General features: G+C 42.1%; 12 protein-coding genes. 6 read left to right on the plus strand and 6 right to left on the minus strand.

Translation table 11 applies throughout. From position 1 onward, the window contains the following. Nucleotides 1-2: 2 nt before the first annotated feature. Nucleotides 3-1,094, plus strand: a complete 1,092-nt coding sequence (wecB, locus tag V6M43_RS09275) for a non-hydrolyzing UDP-N-acetylglucosamine 2-epimerase (protein ID WP_332734574.1) — start codon at nucleotides 3-5, stop codon at nucleotides 1,092-1,094. Between the two features lie 12 nt (nucleotides 1,095-1,106). Continuing rightward, the gene (locus V6M43_RS09280; RefSeq protein WP_332734576.1) at nucleotides 1,107-2,492 is read left to right on the plus strand and encodes an undecaprenyl-phosphate glucose phosphotransferase; all 1,386 of its coding nucleotides are present in this window, start codon (nucleotides 1,107-1,109) and stop codon (nucleotides 2,490-2,492) included. 4 nt (nucleotides 2,493-2,496) lie between these two features. On the opposite strand, the gene V6M43_RS09285 is transcribed toward V6M43_RS09280, so the two are convergent. After that, nucleotides 2,497-3,366 carry a hypothetical protein gene (locus V6M43_RS09285; protein WP_332734578.1) on the minus strand — a complete coding sequence of 290 codons (870 nt, stop codon included), beginning with the start codon at nucleotides 3,364-3,366 and terminating at the stop codon, nucleotides 2,497-2,499. 114 nt (nucleotides 3,367-3,480) lie between these two features. Between V6M43_RS09285 and V6M43_RS09290 the strand changes: the two genes are divergently transcribed. The 3 genes from V6M43_RS09290 (at nucleotide 3,481) to V6M43_RS09300 (ending at nucleotide 5,869) form a co-directional block, all read left to right on the plus strand. Beyond that, nucleotides 3,481-3,789, plus strand: coding sequence for a hypothetical protein (locus V6M43_RS09290; RefSeq protein ID WP_332734579.1), 309 nt, complete (start codon nucleotides 3,481-3,483; stop codon nucleotides 3,787-3,789). A gap of 89 nt (nucleotides 3,790-3,878) precedes the next feature. Then, nucleotides 3,879-4,364 carry an FKBP-type peptidyl-prolyl cis-trans isomerase gene (locus V6M43_RS09295; protein ID WP_332734581.1) on the plus strand — a complete coding sequence of 162 codons (486 nt, stop codon included), beginning with the start codon at nucleotides 3,879-3,881 and terminating at the stop codon, nucleotides 4,362-4,364. A gap of 77 nt (nucleotides 4,365-4,441) precedes the next feature. Next, on the plus strand, nucleotides 4,442-5,869 hold the full coding sequence (locus V6M43_RS09300) for an L-serine ammonia-lyase (RefSeq protein ID WP_332734583.1): 1,428 nt from the start codon (nucleotides 4,442-4,444) through the stop codon (nucleotides 5,867-5,869). A 7-nt stretch (nucleotides 5,870-5,876) separates the two neighbouring features. Here the strand turns inward: V6M43_RS09300 and mqnE are convergent, their stop codons facing one another. Both mqnE and V6M43_RS09310 read right to left on the minus strand, forming a co-directional pair. Further along, nucleotides 5,877-7,049: an aminofutalosine synthase MqnE gene (gene mqnE, locus V6M43_RS09305; RefSeq protein WP_332734585.1), complete on the minus strand. Its 1,173-nt coding sequence runs from the start codon at nucleotides 7,047-7,049 to the stop codon at nucleotides 5,877-5,879. 1 nt (nucleotide 7,050) lies between these two features. Continuing rightward, the gene (locus V6M43_RS09310; RefSeq protein ID WP_332734587.1) at nucleotides 7,051-10,677 is read right to left on the minus strand and encodes a T9SS-dependent choice-of-anchor J family protein; all 3,627 of its coding nucleotides are present in this window, start codon (nucleotides 10,675-10,677) and stop codon (nucleotides 7,051-7,053) included. A 181-nt stretch (nucleotides 10,678-10,858) separates the two neighbouring features. Between V6M43_RS09310 and V6M43_RS09315 the strand changes: the two genes are divergently transcribed. Further along, complete coding sequence (locus tag V6M43_RS09315) at nucleotides 10,859-12,121, plus strand: NupC/NupG family nucleoside CNT transporter (protein ID WP_332734588.1); 1,263 nt, start codon at nucleotides 10,859-10,861, stop codon at nucleotides 12,119-12,121. A 2-nt stretch (nucleotides 12,122-12,123) separates the two neighbouring features. Here V6M43_RS09315 and V6M43_RS09320 read toward each other — a convergent pair whose 3' ends face one another. From V6M43_RS09320 to dnaE, 3 genes are all read right to left on the minus strand, one after another. Beyond that, on the minus strand, nucleotides 12,124-13,899 hold the full coding sequence (locus V6M43_RS09320) for a carboxypeptidase-like regulatory domain-containing protein (protein ID WP_332734590.1): 1,776 nt from the start codon (nucleotides 13,897-13,899) through the stop codon (nucleotides 12,124-12,126). A 184-nt stretch (nucleotides 13,900-14,083) separates the two neighbouring features. Then, nucleotides 14,084-14,482 (minus strand): thioredoxin, encoded by a 399-nt coding sequence (gene trxA, locus V6M43_RS09325; RefSeq protein WP_442902314.1) that lies wholly within the window; start codon nucleotides 14,480-14,482, stop codon nucleotides 14,084-14,086. Nucleotides 14,483-14,494: 12 nt separating this feature from the next. Next, complete coding sequence (gene dnaE / locus V6M43_RS09330; RefSeq protein ID WP_332734592.1) at nucleotides 14,495-18,133, minus strand: DNA polymerase III subunit alpha; 3,639 nt, start codon at nucleotides 18,131-18,133, stop codon at nucleotides 14,495-14,497. Nucleotides 18,134-18,205: the final 72 nt, after the last annotated feature.

The following is an 18,205-nucleotide window of genomic DNA, read 5'->3' on the forward strand; positions in this document are numbered from 1 at the left end:
CAATGAAAATTACAATCGTAGCAGGAGCAAGGCCAAATTTTATGAAGATCGCCCCTATTATCAGGGCAATAAAAGAACATAATAATGAGGGACCTCAAATTGAATTCAGACTGGTTCATACCGGGCAGCATTACGATAAGAAGATGAGTGATGATTTTTTTGAGCAATTGCGAATCCCTCAGCCGGATAATAATCTGGGTGTGGGAAGTGGAACCCAGGCTGCACAAACCGCGGCAATTATGGTGGGCTTTGAAAAGGAACTTCAGGAAAATCGTCCTGATCTTGTTCTGGTAGTTGGGGATGTGACTTCTACTATGGCTTGTGCAATTACGGCAAAAAAACTTTGCATTGATGTTGCCCATGTGGAAGCAGGTATCCGTTCGGGTGACCTCACCATGCCCGAGGAAATTAATAGAATAGTTACCGACTCCATTACAGATATATTCTTCACTACAACTCAGGAAGCTTCCCAAAATTTGGAGGCTTCCGGTAAAACAGCAGACAGCATATATTTTGTAGGTAATACAATGATTGATACTTTATTCCAGAACCTTCAAAATTTGCAGGCACCCGCCTGGTGGAATGAAGAGGAGTTTACTTCAAAGGAATATTTCCTGGTAACACTGCATCGTCCGGCAAATGTTGATGATATGAACAACCTTGTGAATCTGTTGCAGAATATAATGAAAGGAACATCTCCTTCCCGTGTTATATTCCCCGTTCATCCACGAACAAAAAAAGTAATAGATCAATCCGGGTATGCTCATCCCGACCTTTACTTAACTGACCCATTGCCCTACCTTGAGTTTTTGTATCTTGTCAAAAATGCTAAAGCTGTTATTACCGATTCCGGCGGAATAACTGAAGAAACTACCGTGCTATCAGTTCCATGTATGACATTGAGGAATAGTACGGAGAGACCTGAAACCATAACCATTGGTTCCAATGAACTTGTAGGAACAGATCCTGTGAAACTGGTACCTTTTCTGGTAAAGGTTAATGAAGGAAAATGGAAAAAAAATTCTATCCCTGAATTATGGGATGGCCACACATCCGAAAGAATAGTTAAGATCATTGCTGACCGTTATCAATAGCCGCTTGTTATTATGAATAAACTTTCCTTCATTTTTTACAGGTCAATATTATGGTTGTGGGACCTTATATCATTGAATGCCGCTCTGCTGCTTGTAAGCCTGAATGTTGAATGGGCCGATTTATTTGCTAAAAGGGAATACCATGTTTATATGGCCTTCTTCAATATAGCCTGGCTTTCAGCGGGGTTTCTCTCCTCCCTTTATCTTAGTAAGCAGTGGCTTGACTTCTCTGTTTTTATAAGAAAGACCATTAAGAGCTTTGTAATAACAATTGTTTTTTTACTGGTTTTTCTCTATCTGTACGAGTTCCAGTTTTCAAGATTCTATATAATCTCGTCTATTGCTTTATTTGGCCTTCTTACTCTTATCAACAGGATTCTATTCAATGTGCTTGTTATGGCACTTCGGAGTAGATTCCGCATGGAGAAGAAAGTGGTTATACTGGGATACAATGATATTTCAAAAAGACTGATCAGGTATTTTAGAAGCGAGTCAAAACTGGTAAAGGTTTCTGGTTGTTTTGAAGATAAAGAAAGAGTCAATGAGCTTTCTGATTTTCCCATCCTTGGCGGGTTACAGGATTGTCTTGAATATGTAAAGACAAATAATATTGCAGAAATTTATTCAACCCTGGCTCCGGAGAAATATCCTTATTTATATGACCTTGCCAAAGAAGCGGACAAGCTATTTGTACATTTCAAATTCGTTCCTGATTACAATGTGTTTGTGAACCGGAATATCTATGTTGACTTTGTTGATAATATTCCTGTTCTTTCCCTGCGTTCTGAACCATTAGAGGATACAGGCAACCGCATTAAGAAACGTCTTTTTGATATAGCCTTCAGCCTTTTTGTAATCATATTTATATTATCGTGGCTGGTTCCCATTGTTGCTATACTGATAAAATTGGATTCAAGAGGTCCGGTTTTCTTTATCCAGCAGCGTTCCGGTAAAAATAATCGACCCTTTGCCTGTATCAAATTCAGAAGCCTTCGTGTCAATGATGAATCAGATACCAAACAAGTAACAAGGAATGACAGAAGAATAACTTTTTTTGGGCGATTTCTGCGGAAATCAAATATTGATGAACTCCCTCAGTTTTTTAATGTATTAATTGGAGATATGTCGGTTGTAGGACCAAGGCCGCATATGTTAAAACATACGGAGGACTTCTCCAATATTTATAAGAAATACATGATCCGGCATTTTGTAAAACCCGGACTGACGGGATGGGCCCAGGTGCACGGCTTCAGGGGTGAAATCACCAACAATGAATTATTACGCCGAAGAATTGAATATGATCTATGGTACCTTGAAAACTGGACTATTTTCATGGATGTGAAAATTATATTCATGACGATAATGGTAACGATCAGGGGCGATGAAAGGGCCTATTGAGTTCTTACTCTACAATAACCTTTTTGCTGTTATAGAAAAGCTTTAACGAATCCCTGATCCGTGCGGTATCTGATGGGCTTGCCGGCAAGCTGAAGTATAATTTGTAGGTAACTGAATCACTGGTTTCCATTAAGATAGATTTACCCATTGTTTTCAATTGGTCAAATCGCCTTAGAGCCCGGCCCCTGGTTGCTTCTTCTATAATAAATTTCCAGCTTCCTGTTTCACCGGAACCAGCCAATGTTACAGGCCTTCGGCTGATAGAAGTATCTGAATTCCGAAGGCTATCAACGGGATTCATAATTGTATTAGAATCAGGAATAATTTTCAGGCTGTCCTGTACTGGTTCGGATATAGGAACTGCTGTTTGTTCAGGTAAATTAGTCTCACTATTTTGTTTGAATAAATACCATGCTCCCCATCCTACCAGACCAATCGTGAGCACTACCAGAAGTATTACAATTAATCTGGACGCAACATTTTGCTGGTCATATCTCGGTGCAGTTTCATCAAATGCCGAAGGTTGAGTTGGTCTTAGGTCTTCCAGCCTTTCTGTAACTACGCCCCCCGGGGTGAATTCAAAATTTCCTTCCTTTGTTTTTACAAGTGTTCCGATACCTTCCATGTACAATGCTTTCCCGATATTCAGAAACTGCTTATTAAGCATGATAAAAGACTCAAGGTCTGAAATGGCAAGGGATTGCATTTTTCCAGTATGTGTCTTTATGTAATTAACCAGGTCCTGGCTTAACTCCTTATCAGAATTATTATCAAATTGTACAGATCCGCCGTCAGTAGTAAAAGTTCCGATTCCAGGCAGGCTCAATCTCTTATGCTGGTATAAAAACTGGGTAAGTAAATTATCAACTTTCAAAGCTGGTTAGATTGGTTTGACACAAAATAAGGAAAAATCGGCTCTTCCTGCTATTACCCATTTAACGCAAGGTAATGGGCCACTGAATGTTCTTAATTTTGCAAAAAAAGGTTCATGCTTACACAAGAGGAAAAGGATTTCATAGTGTATTGGGAAGCAAATCGTTTGAAACAAAAGAAATATTTCCGTTCATGGTTGGTGGGTTTACCGGTGGGACTTCTTTTTGGTATACCCATCATTCTTAACTATGCAACTGGTTGGTACAAAAGAGCAGCTATGGTAGCAGGCTCCAAATTCAATCCCATGGTCCTGATAGTAGCGATTCTCCTTATTATAACATTTTCTGCCATATTTTACCGCCAACACCAGTGGGAGCAGCATGAACAGAAATACAGGGAATTAAAGCAACAGGAAGGCCTTTAGGCATTCATTTTGATGTGTGATGCAACAGATAGGTCTGAAAAGGGGTCATTATCAGGTCAACTACTATATTTGCGCATAATTTAAAAAAAATGGTGAAGAAAATCGGTTTTGTTTTTCTGGTAATGATGGTTGTGCTGGGAACCTGGCATTGTTCCAAAAGTGATACCAGCTGTAATCCTGTTCCCCCGCAAAATGAAGAATCTGCAATTTTACAATACATAGCAACCAATAATATTACTGCTGTTAAAGATCCTTCCGGCCTTTATTACCAGGTTATAGAAGAGGGTTCGGGTTCTGCCCCCACAGTCAATTCCAGGATCGCTGTTACCTACAGCGGTTACCTTACGAATGGCAATAAGTTTGATGAAATGACAAGTCCAATCCAGGATCCAACAAAATGGTGGCCATTGGGGGGATTGATACAAGGTTGGCAGATCGGAATTCCTAAAATCAAAAAAGGGGGAAAGATCAAGATGATTCTCCCATCTGCCTTAGCATATGGATGTACCGGGGCGGGATCCATTCCAGCCAACTCTATTCTTGTTTTTGATGTAACGCTGGTGGATTTCAATTAATTCCATTTACATTAATATTTCAGGGCCCCTGCTTAGCTGCAGGGGCTTTCCTTATTTTCGCATTAAACCAGAAAGCTTTGCCAAACGAACCGATCTCTGTATTCGATATTTTCAAGATAGGTGTGGGGCCATCGAGTTCACATACACTTGGACCATGGCGCGCGGCCCAATATTTCACAGCATCATTGGATGCTGCCGGCAAACTTGAACTTGTTACCCATGTGCAGGTTTTGTTATATGGCTCACTCGCTAAAACCGGGAAAGGTCATGGAACTGATATCGCAGTACAAATGGGGCTATTGGGTGAAGATCCTGTGACCTGCGATGTAGACGGGATCGCTCAACTAATTCGTAATCTTCAGAAGGATAAAGAACTCATCCTGGCAAAAAAACATTCTATCCCCTTTGATCCATCAACAGATATTATTTTCCTGATGAAGGAAACACTTCCTTATCATCCTAATGCCCTCAGTTTCCTCGCAATACTTTCTAATGGAGAGCATATTTCTGAAACATATTATTCAGTAGGGGGGGGATTTGTTCAGCAGGAAAATGAGCGGATAGATTCACGGAACCAGGTGCAACTGCCATTCCCGATCGATAAGGCAGATGACCTCCTGCATTGGTGCAGGAAAACGGGACTGGGTATTCATGAGATTGTACTGGAAAATGAATCAGCCTGGCGCTCTCCGGAAGACACACGTAAAGGCCTTGTTCGGATATGGAATGTGATGAAGGATTGTATGTACAGGGGATGTCATCATGAAGGTGTACTACCCGGTGGATTAGAGGTGAAGCGAAGAGCAGCAGCCCTCAATAAAAAATTACTTGCAGGAATAGAATACTCTGGATATGATGAATGGATCAATGCAATAAGGCAGGGAGGGAATGATTTTAAGTATATTCTTGACTGGGTAAGTTGTTTTGCACTGGCCGTAAATGAAGAAAACGCTTCTTTCGGAAGAGTAGTAACAGCGCCTACCAATGGTGCTGCCGGTGTGATTCCTGCAGTGCTTCAATATTTTGTTGTTTTCTGTAAAGGCGATTCAGAAGATGCAATTCTGCAGTTCCTGCTTACTGCATCAGAGATCGGAAGTATATTCAAAAAGGGATCTACTATTTCAGCGGCCATGGGAGGATGCCAGGCTGAGATTGGTGTGTCTTCTTCCATGGCTGCGGGAGCACTCACTGAAGCTACAGGAGGTACTCAAAGGCAGGCTTTAATGGCTGCTGAAATTGCCATGGAACACCACCTTGGATTAACATGTGATCCAATAGGCGGACTGGTTCAGGTTCCCTGCATTGAAAGAAATACTATGGGAGCCATAAAAGCTATAACTGCCTCCCAGCTTGCGTTGCAAAGTTCGCCTGATTTCGCAAAAGTATCTCTTGACGCCGTGGTAAAAACTATGTGGGATACTGCCCAGGATATGAGCAGTAAATACAAAGAAACATCCGATGGTGGCCTGGCACTTAATATCCCCCTGAGCCTTCCTGAATGCTGACCAAATCTCAATTGTGAATGGGGTTCACCTGTTGGTCAACAATGACGGAATCAGAATAATCATTTATCACATTATAAAGCGTGTCCCTTTCAACCGGCTGTCTCTTAACCTGCCTGATAAGACTCACTAGTTCTGCAGTGGTCATAGAAGGAGATTGTTCCTCTGAACCTGCCATTGAATAGATCTTTGTTGAATCGTCAATTGTGCCATCCAGATCATTAACTCCAAAGGATAAAGTAAGCTGGGCACTATTTCTCCCAAGCATGGGCCAGTAGGCTTTCAGGTGTGGGAAATTGTCCATATAGATCCGCGCCACTGCATACATTTTCATGTCTTCCACAATGGTACTTTCCTTGATATGACTCATCTCATTATCCTTATTCCGGAACTTTAATGGGATGAATGTATTGAAGCCCCTTGTTTTATCCTGCAGGTTTCTCAATCGCTCCATATGATCAATACGGTGATGGTATGATTCTATATGACCGTAAAGCATTGTAGCATTGCTATGCATACCCAATGCATGCGCCACTTCATGTATCTTAAGCCATCCTTCCGCATCAACTTTGTCGGCACAGATCTGCTCCCTGATATCAGCACTGAAAATTTCGGCCCCACCTCCCGGTAAGGATTGCAGGCCCGCATCGAGTAGATACTTCATTCCTTCTTCCACACTAACTTTCGCTTTCCTGAACATATAATCCAACTCAACCGGTGTAAAGCCTTTAATATGCAGGTCGGGTCGGTGTGATTTTATTTTACGAAGAAGATCGGCAAAGAACTCCAATGTTAATTTGGGATGTACACCACCAACAATATGCACTTCCGTAACTGGTTGACCATCATATTTTCGAACTATATTGAGCATCTGTTCGGTTGTGAGTTCCCAGCCCTCTTCCTTGTGAGCATACAATCTTGAATAAGAACAGAACTTGCAACTAAATACACAAACATTAGTTGGCTCAATATGAAAATTCCTGTTGAAATAGGTTTTTTGTCCATGAAGTTTTTCCCTCACATGATTTGCCAGACTACCCAGCCAGGAAAGGGATCCTTTTTCAAATAATATCACTCCTTCTTCAGGGGTTATTCTTTCTCCCGCAATTACTTTCTCCCCGATCTTTCTTAATGACTGATCCGTAAGAGTAATATTCAATTGCTCGAATTCTATATTGGTCATATTATCTGTTGGTCTTTATGATTCTGGTTGTTCTAACCTTATTATTGTAAATCAATCGTACAATGTAAATACCTGCTGGTTGTCGGGATATATCAGCATACACCAGGCTGGATGCATTTCCATTGTAACTGGTTGCCCAAACGCGCTGCCCCACCATATTGATCACCTCTATTTTCTTCAGATTTTCGAGATCGAGATAATGTCTTATCTGAATATTTCCGGTAGTGGGATTTGGGGTTACGAGCCAACCCTGTTCCTTCAATTTAGTTGGCAAAGTTACAGCATAGAGCCTAATATCATCCAGATAAAGATTGTTGTTGCGGTTACTGGTGTTTCGGAAGATCACCTGTATAATATCATTTTCCTGCACAATTCCGGTAAGATCTACTGAATCGGTTCGCCAATGGGCTTTTTGGGTGGGCTTAAATTCTACTGTGCCAGGGAAATTAGGGTCCTTAGCTGTCTGTAATTCAGTGCCCCATTTTTTATAGACTAGCTGGAGTGGTAAGCCACAATTTCGGGTTACAAATATTTCTAATGTATCGGTGGGGTCGCCTTCCGTCCTGGAAGCAATATGAGCCACATCAAATCGGAGAAAAACAGAATCCGGATTTGCAAAATTGATTGGCGAAGAATAGAGTTCGTCAACATCCCCTGGAACAGGATTAATATAATTACGGATAAGTGCCGATCTCGAACCATTCGTGGCAGCTTCGGTACTTAATTGCCATCCAATACCACTATCGGGGTTTGTTACATTCCAGTTAACGGGGGGGAATGAATTCTGTTCAAAACTTTCCTGCAGGGGAGGCTGTTCAATGCGGAATAAAAATACCTCCTGGGTAAGAGTATCATTTAAAGGTTGTTGGTCATCGCTTCCATTGGGTTTTGATACCCATACCCGAAATAGATTGCTTCCCAAATTAGTTGCATTAAATAAACTGTCGTAATCTAACAGGTAAAGCTGACCGGTATTGATATTTATCCCCTCAATCAGACGGCTTAGGATTTCACCATCATTCCATTGTAAACTTACCATGAAAGACTCTACCGTTTGAAGTCCGTTATTACGAATCTCAATCAATGGTTCAAAGTTTCCCCTGCACTCATTGGGTAAAGGACTAATCAGTTTATTGATACTGATGTCTAATTGAGGTAGCGTATATGCCTGCACGTTAATATCATCTAGATATATATTCTGTCCGAATTTATTGACCGATACCCATGCGAATGAAACATTTTCTGCACCCCCAAAATAACTCACCGGAAGCCGGATTGAATTATCAGCCCATTCATTGTCACCCGGTACCCAGTTAATATCTCCGGTAAATCCGGCGGTGCTTGCTAATCCTGTTCCTCCTTCTTTCCAAAGTACGTTGGTAAAGCTATTTCCACAATCAAGGGAGGCCATCAGTTTCAGTGTATCGGCAAAACTAGAGGAACCCGAATATGCTTTATAGGCATGTGAGAAACTGATAAAAACAGAATCGGTATTTATTAAAGAGATTCCCGGCGAAACCAGGTAATCCTCATCACCAATAGCATTATAATTAAACAGATTCATGTAAGCGGAGGCAATTCCGGTTCTGCTGGCATTAAGTGTTCTTGTCCAGGTAACTGAACCTGCATTTGGATTTAATACAGTCCAGCCATTTGGAGGAAACACAGGATCTTCAAATCCCTGGAAGAATGATCCGGTTGCAGGTTGACGTACAGTAATATTTACTGAAAGAGTATCATTAGAATTTCTTTGATCAATACTATTATTAGGATTGGTAATAAATATTTTTATGATAAAGGGCCCGGTACCGGTAATAGTTATCGGAAGGGTAATTTCTTCCGATTCGCCATAAGCCAGTGAACCATTCCAATTGATCATTTGAATGCTACCATTGTTGATTTGCCAGTTAATACGTGCAGAAGTGAGTGTGGTATTTCCGCTATTCCCTATACGAATTCTTGAAACTAAATCGGCGGCATCGCAAAACACTTCGCCATTGAGAGGAGACAGTATTGTATAAAGTTTGGCATCCAGATCTTTATTGGCAGCCAGTTTAACTGAAGCAACTTTTGTTCTCCACCCGCCCGGGTCACCATACATGGAGGTGAGCCAGAATATTGAATCATTTACAGGGTCGGGCGCTATCATATTATAATCCCCCCATCGTGAGGAGAAGGTGCCATATCCTGTTCCGTTCACAACCATAGTTTCATCTGCTGGCAGGCTGCCTGGCTGGTCATTTGCATTTCGGCCTGTCACTGTAATAGAGGGCCAGATGGTTGATGAAGAACTGTTGTAAACGGACATTATCTGTCCAAAAGCATTCATATTCATCGAGGGGTAAAACCGATGTGTATCATCCGGTGAATAGGTGCCTTCCTGGAACAACTGCCAATCACCTGAAGTTCTGCGTAATTCGTGCCATCGAATCCCTGCGATGCCTGCTCCACCAGCATTTACAGTGTGATAAACAAGTATCGATTCATGGGAATCGTACTTACGCCAAATGGGTTTGTCCATCACAAAAGAAGTTGTTGCCATGAGTTTACTATTATTACCAGGGGTGGTAACACAAGCCTGAAAATAACCGCCCTCATTACATAAGGTAGTGTTGAAAGGTGCTGTAAGGTGAGAGCTTAAGGTATAAAAATTACTGTTGGAAGGATTTTGAAAATCAACATCAAAAGCGAGCAACACCACACTGTCAGCATCAGCTGCAATAGTTCTTCCATCATCATTACGAAAGGTGAACAATCCCGGTGAACCCTGAGTGGGTGCGGATGGACCAAATGCATTGATTGGTGCGGCTCCATCATATTTCTCCGCATCGGTAAGCCTCACCCGCTGCAATTGCACATTGGGTTCGCCAGCTATCATTTGGGATTTATTGAATGCATAAAATGAAATCCCGGCAAAATTATTATCGGGTAAAGTAAAATCGCGACTGGTTGCGAACCAGGCATCCGTCCAAACTGAGAACTTGGGATAATCAGGGAAATAACCCGGGTCAGTGAATTTATATATATACCAGCTACCGAGTGGATTATTAGTAGCAGATACAAACATCACGATTGTATTAATGTCGGTACTTCCATCAGGTGTTCCAAATTCTGTCATAACAAATCTGTCAGCATATTGGTCGTAAAGGCAAATCCCATCACCTGCGCCACTGTAACCTGCTCCATCAACAAGGTTATCTAAATATATTGCGTCTGTAATAGCGTTTCCCGATTTGTCATACACCTGAAAATAAGCACCGGATGGCCCATTCACCATTTGAATGATATTATCTGGTCCAACACATAGGGTGGGGTCGGCCGGAGTAATTCCGGTTGATCCAATGCCCTCCCTGTTGGTGATAAATTCAGGTGATAATGTTTTGTTTTCACCAAGCGTTTGGGAAGGCCGGCGTAGAGATCGGTTCCGTAAAGGATCTTCATTAAGGTAAACAGCTTTTGGATCATTACTGATCACAGGTGTCTTTCGTTTACCACGATTCCACAATAACCCTTTGTTATCCCGGACAATGGTATTCTTTTTTCCCCTTTCCGGAACAAAGCCCCTGAGTTCACGGGTAGTACCTATCCGCTCACCATTTGTGATCACGATCTTACCTTGCTGGGCCATGAGCCATGGGGATAGCAGGATGAGGGGAAAGATAAGGAATAAAATATTTTTTATCATTGGGGCTGGGCCTGGCAGAAATACAAATATAACTGCATGTGACCAAGCTTACAACAATGCAGGAGGCTAACAGTGCGATTAAACCAAAATCTTTTATCTTTCCTGCCAGTAAAACTTCAACTGCATGGGTCGCTTTCAGGGAATCATTGGAATAATTCTGATATTAGGTATTGCTTATCTGTTCTCCAATAATAAAAAAAAGATCAACCTGAGGGTTATCGGAAGTGGTATCGCACTTCAACTGTTGATAGCTATCCTTGTTTTAAAAGTTCCGGCTGTTACTAATTTTTTCCAGATACTCGGAAAGGGCATGGAAAAGATCGAAATATTTGCCCGTAAGGGCGCCTCTTTTGTTTATGGTGGCATAGCAGTAGCACAGCCAGATGGTACTGTGGGTAATTATCTCAATTCAGGTTTTGTATTCGCATTCAATGTTACTGCCACGATCATTCTTGTTTGTGCACTTGTTGCGATCCTCTATCATTTTGGGATCATGCAAAGGATTGTAGCAGTGATCGCTAAAGCAATGAATTGGGTAATGAGGGTAAGTGGGGCAGAAGCGCTGAGTAATGTAGCGAGTGCATTTGTTGGACAGGTAGAAGCCCAGGTGATGATCAGGCCTTACCTGCAAACTATGACCATGAGCGAACTTCTTGCGAGCATGAGCGGTAGCCTGGCCTGTATTGCTGGTGGCATTCTTGTTGTTTATGCTAACATGGGTGCCCAGGCAGGGTTTGATCTTGCTCCCAAATTAATTATGGCATCGCTGATGGCTGCTCCTGGTGCATTGGTCATTTCCAAGATTGTGTACCCCGAAACGGAGGAAAGCCAAACAATGGGACGCGTAAAGCTTGAAGTAAAAAGTCATTATACCAATGTAGTTGATGCCATTTCTCATGGTGCGGGAGATGGTTTTAAGATCGCCATGAATGTGATTGCCATGTTGATCGGCTTCATTGCGGTGATTGCATGCGTTGACTGGATTCTAATAAAAGCGGGACATATCTTTAATCCCAACTTTGATTTGAGCCTCAACTTTATTTTTGGTAAAATATTCTATCCTTTTGCGTGGGCAATGGGAGTTCCCATGGATGATGTTGACAGTGTGGCCACATTACTTGGACAAAAACTCACTATCAATGAATTTGTTGCATTTCAAAATCTGACCAATAATTCGGTTCCTGTTGTTACTGATAAAGGATTATTAATAGTGAGTATTGCCATTTGTGGGTTTGCGAATTTTAGTTCAGTTGGAATGCAGATAGGCGGTATCGGAGAGATAGCTCCGGGTAGAAGGGCCGACCTGGCGCGGCTTGGAATGAAAGCACTGCTTTGCGGTACTCTTGCTTCTTACCTGAGCGCTACCATTGCAGGAATTTTAATGTAGGATCAGAATCTCCTCAATATTTTAAAATGGATGGAGAAAGGAATGATTTTTCCAGTACTACCATCCCGAAGTTTGCCTGAACAACTACCCTTTATAAATTCCCCGGGCGCTCCATAATCTGTAACTGCCATCGCTATAACACCTGATGGAGTAAACTGCAGTTTTTCCTGTCGGATACTCAATGTGCTTACAGGATAATTTCCCGGCTTGGGTGCACCAGCAAATGTAAAGCTCACTGCCTCTTTATTCTTATCAGCCTCCTTATAACAAAGTATTGTGGTCTTATTTTCCTGGTTGATTGCTGCCTGAACCAGTGAATCAGTTGGCGCTTGTAGGAGATAGTTAGTGCCATTGATTGTGTAACTAATATATTGATCGGTCTGCTTGTTACAGGCACTGATTTCTATATTGTCATAACGGCCACTGCTTACTTCCTGTTGAAATGGTTGGCTCTCCATACCTCCTGCATCATCAACAACTATAAGAGTAGCTGTTGTTATTTCTTTGGTGCATCTTGGAAGGCTGATCTCAAAAAAACCATCACTTATACTTGCCCTGAATAGTTTACCATCAAGCATTATTTTTACATATCCTGAATGAATAGGGGCATTCTTGCAATTCATCATTTTTCCGGATAGCACTACTGTAGTTGATTCGGTATTTTCTGAACCTAATTTCCCCAGCCAGATGGTGCCTGTACCGGTTCCAAATTTTTTGGTGGCAATTACTGAACCACAGTCATCTGAAACTTTCATCAGAAGCGAATAGTTGCCATGAACAGGCATATTAATATATCCCTTATCATCTGCACGAAGAATACCGGAAAGAGCACTGCCATCATTTGCATCAAATAACTGAACCCTTGAAAATGAAAGTCCGTTTCCAGACCTGTCAGTGACGTTAGCATTTAATTTTGCCATTGGTTCACCTAATGCTACCGACCATGTTGCTATTCTGCTCAGATTAGCTTTGTAGATATTTCCTTCTTTAATTGCCTTTCCTTCTTCAATCCATTGCCCCTTAACTTCATCATAATACCATAATGAAGCTGTTGCAGGCGCATTGGCTGCATCAGCAATCGGAAATTTAACAGATAAGTGGTCGCCTGCAGAAATTTCAAGTGGTTGACCGGATGATCCTGTGAGGTCAAGCAGTAGCAAACTGAAAAATCGAAGAACCGCGTCTGATTTGTCTAAACGGAGACCCCTTATTGTGGGAATAAGCGAATAGAATGATGCTGATGATGGTTCAATAATGAATCCATCCATTCTTGTATTTCCTGAATATGAGGTATTGCTGACCTTATCAATGATCACGCCCGAAGGGATAGAAATCTCTCCCTCTTTTTGAAGCAATAACGTTCCCCCGGATTCTGCACCAAACAAAAGATGTTGGTCTTTCTGCTTTAACGTTATGCTGGAATATTGTGTCGACCCATCAAGCACTTCAAGTGACTTATAATCCCGAAAATATCCCTGGGCTTCCACTTCTATCATAGTGGCGTTTGCATTTGTATAGATAGATGAGAAATTGTAATGGCCATTTCTATCTGTTTGAGTAAGCTGGTTGCCAGCTCTCACAAAAGCATTACTTACGGGTTCGTCTTTCTCATTGGTTATTCGTCCACTGAGGCCAATCCTTGCATATTTTGTAATTGATTTATTAACAGACGGGGAATCAGGGAGCGAATCTTCATTCACTCCGGTTTTGGAGCAGGCATTGGTAAGCAGCACCAATAGGGCCAGAAGCAGGCTGGCACCTGGAATTGGACGTAACATAGGCTTGGATCTAACCCTCTAACGAAAAATCATCATCTTTCGTATGTATGCCTGACCAATTACAAATAGGGGGATAAACTGCTGCTTTCAATTAAAAGCGCCGGGTATTTCCCGACGCTTAAAATAGTATCTGACTTAGGTATTTATATCTGTCTGACATCTGTCATGACGAGCGTCAGACGGATTAAATGTGTGCTTCTATTTTTTTGATGAAGTTAGCCTTAGGCTGGGCACCTACAAGTTTGTCCACAACCTGCCCGTTCTTCACAAACAAAATTGCAGGAATGGACGTAATTCCATAATTAATAGAGAGTTGTGGGTTGTTGTCCACGTTCACTTTACCGATTTTCACCTTACCATCGTATTCTTTGGAAAGTTCCTCAATAACCGGCCCGATAGCGCGGCAGGGGCCACACCATTCAGCCCAGAAATCGATTACACTGAGTTTATCTGATGCCAGTACTTCATTCTGGAAGTTGGCGTCGGTGAATTCTAATGCCATAATTATTGTTGTTTGTTTTGTTTTTATAAGAACGCAAAAATAGTTCCCTTGGTTTAAATGAGCTGTTATGACATCCCTAATTGTTAAGTGCTGTTAATTTGTATCCACTTTTACTTCCATTTCTGGCATATCCAGAAGCCAATCGGTCAATTCGTCATTCATCTCCAGACCATTCTCTATACTATAAAGGCTTGTTATTGATTGGGTCCTTTGTTCCATTAAATTTATTCGCAGGCCTGTTTTGCCCGGGAACTTTCTAATATTGCTCTCCAAAAAGCTGATTATTTCAGTGGAGAGATGCCTGGGTTCAACATAAAGCACCAATTGTTTGGTCAGAGAAACCTTAATGGTTTCCAGCAGGTTTATTCGCTCCACTTTGAATTCATATTTTTCACTATTGAATCTCGAACGAAAGCTGCCCACTACAAAAAGGTTTTTCCCTTTATCCAGGTAATCTTTGAACCTCATATAATCATCCCCCCAAAGCATTATTTCAGTTTTTCCGGAATAATCTTCCAGGGTGAGCGATCCGAAATTTCTCCCGGTGCGGGTCATGCGGTGCTGGCCTTCTATTACTAATCCAGCCAAACGGAACTGTTTTCCACTTGCCTGAAGAAGGGGATTCTCTGCGACTTCATTAAAATCGGCCAGCGACATAATATTATAATGGCGCATTTCGAACTTGAAATGATCAAGGGGATGGCCGCTCATGAAGATACCCGTTACTTCTTTTTCATGGTCGAGCCTATCGGTGAGCGACCATTGATCGCAGGCAGGGATCTTTGGTGAAGGCAGGTCTAAAACAGCTGGCAGGTCACCAAAAAGAGTATTGGTACTGCCCTGCGATTGCGCCTGGTAAACATTACCGAATTTGATTATCTTTTCTAACCCGGTAGTTGTATCACCGGCAGGAATATGAAAATACTGCGCGCGGTGCAATTCAGGGAAACAATCAAATGCTCCTGCATAGGCAAGACTTTCAAGAGTTTTCTTGTTTACTGCTCTTTGATTGATCCGTTTGATCATATCAAAAATGGAGGAGTAGGGCCCGTTTTGCTGGCGTTCACTTATAACACCCTCTACCGCAGCTTCACCTACACCTTTCAGTCCACCCAGTCCAAAACGAATAGCACCCCCTTTGTTTACTGCAAAACCCTTCAATGATTCATTGATGTCGGGTCCCAGCACTTCAAGACCCATTCGCTTACATTCCTCCATGAAGAATGTGATCTTTTCAATGCTGCCCGCGTTGTTCAGAACCGCTGCCATATATTCTGAGGGGTAATGAGCCTTCAGGTAAGCAGTCTGGTATGCTACAAATGCATAACAGGTTGAATGTGATTTGTTAAAGGCATATTGTGCGAATGACTCCCAATCGGTCCATATTTTTTCAAGTTTGTCGGCCGGGTGGCCTTTTTGAACGGCACCTGCCACAAATTGAGCCTTCATTTTATCAAGTACTGACTTTTGTTTTTTACCCATCGCCTTTCGAAGGACGTCAGCATCGCCCTTACTAAATCCACCTATCTTTTGCGCCAGTAGCATTACCTGTTCCTGATATACCGTGATTCCGTATGTTTCTTCCAGGTATTCTTTCATTTCTTCCAGGTCATAGGAGATAGCCTCTTTACCATGTTTCCTGTCGATGAAATTTGGGATATATGCCAGCGGACCCGGACGATATAAAGCGTTCATAGCAATCAGATCGGCAAACTGGTCGGGACGAAGGTCACGGAGATATTTCTGCATTCCGGGACTTTCAAACTGAAAGGTCCCAATTGTATCAGCACGCTGATATAATTCAAATGTCTTCAGATCATCCAGTGGGATTTCATCAATCTCGATCTCTACACCGTGATTGGCTTTGATCAATGCCAGGGCATTCTTGATGATGGTAAGCGTTTTCAACCCTAGGAAGTCCATCTTAATAACACCGGCATCCTCAATGATACTACCTTCAATCTGCGTTACCAGCAATTCCGAATCCTTTGCAGTGCAAACCGGAATAATATTCATCAGGTCATCTGGTGCGATGATAATACCTGCTGCATGTAAGCCTGTGTTTCTAACTGAGCCTTCTAGGCGTTCTGCTTCCTTGAGAACATGTGAGCGGATATCGGTACCATTGTAGATCTCCCGCAGCTTTTTAACATTGTCAAGGTCCTCCGACTGAAGTTGCTCTTTTTCCTCTAATGATTTTGGACCATCTTTTACTGTTAGAGGAGCTTTTAAGACACGGCGAAGTTCGATTCCGGGCTTATCAGGCACCATCTTGGCGAGGGCATTTGATTCGGAAAGAGGAAGATCGAGAACCCGAGCCACATCCTTTATACTCATTTTGGCGGCCATAGTACCATAGGTAACGATTTGAGCCACCTGGTTTTTACCATATTTCTGAACAACATAATCGATAACCTTCTGCCGGCCATCATCATCAAAATCAGTATCAATATCCGGCATGCTTTTCCGATCGGGATTCAGGAAACGCTCGAAAAGAAGGTTGTATTTAATGGGATCGATATTGGTTATGCCAATACAATAAGCTACTGCCGAGCCCGCGGCAGACCCCCTTCCCGGACCAACAAATACGCCCAACTCACGTCCGGCGCGTATAAAGTCACTCACAATAAGGAAGTACCCGGCAAACCCCATTGTTTTGATGGTGAATAATTCAAAGTCAAGCCGCTCCTGGATAGCAGGAGTGAGGTCGTTGTAGCGGTTCCTTGCCCCTTCATATGTCAGGTGACGCAGAAACTCCCACTGATTGAGGTTGGAATCTCCATGCACCTGGAATTCTTTTGGAATGGGAAAGGCAGGGAGAAGGATATCTTTTTTCAGGTTAAGCAATTCCACCCGATCAACGATCATATTGGTATTGTCAATAGCCTCCGGAACATCGCTGAAGAGTTTTTTCATCTCATCAGTGCTCTTGAAATAAAACTGGTCGTTGGGAAATTTGAATCGCCTGTTCCGGATATTGGCATCATCATTCACGAAGTCGTCAAAACCTGGAGTGCTCTGTTTTTCACCAGTATTTATGCAGAGAAGAATATCGTGTGCGTTGGCATCATCTTTATCCGTATAGTGACTGTCGTTGGTAGCAATCACGGGTACATTATATTTTTTTGCAAACCTCAGCAGGCTCTGGTTGATGATTTCCTGCTCCTTCATTGCATGACGCTGCAGTTCTATGAAATAATCTTCGCCAAACATGTCAAGCCACCATTTGAACTCTTTCTCCGCAGCATCTTCACCTTCATTTAATATTGTTTGCGGAACATATGCGCCGATACAACAGGTTGTTGCTATAAGACCTTCATGATATTTTTCTATAAGTTCCTTATCGATACGAGGGTATTTACTATACATCCCCTCTGTAAAACCCAGGGATGTCAGTTTTATCAAATTCTGGTAACCAACTGCATTTTTTGCGAGTAATACCTGGTGAAATCGCTGGTCTTTCTGTTCCTTAGTAAATGTTTTTCGATGCCTGTCCTTTACCACATAGAATTCGCATCCTACTACAGGTTTCACAAGTGGATTCCCATCCTCTCCCTTATGCTTATACGCTTCCGCAACAAATTCAAATGCACCAAACATATTACCATGATCTGTAATGGCAATAGCGGGCATTTTATCGTTAACCGCTTTCTTATAAAGTGACTGTATAGAAGCTGCACCGTCTAGCAGCGAATATTGCGTATGACAATGAAGATGTGAGAAGCTGGACATAGTCCTGCAAGTAACAAATTTTCCCCTTTCGGCCATAAAATCAGAAATCGTTATTTTTGCACCAATTCATCC

Source organism: Flavihumibacter sp., assembly GCF_036676075.1.
Classification (GTDB): Bacteria; Bacteroidota; Bacteroidia; order Chitinophagales; family Chitinophagaceae; genus Flavihumibacter.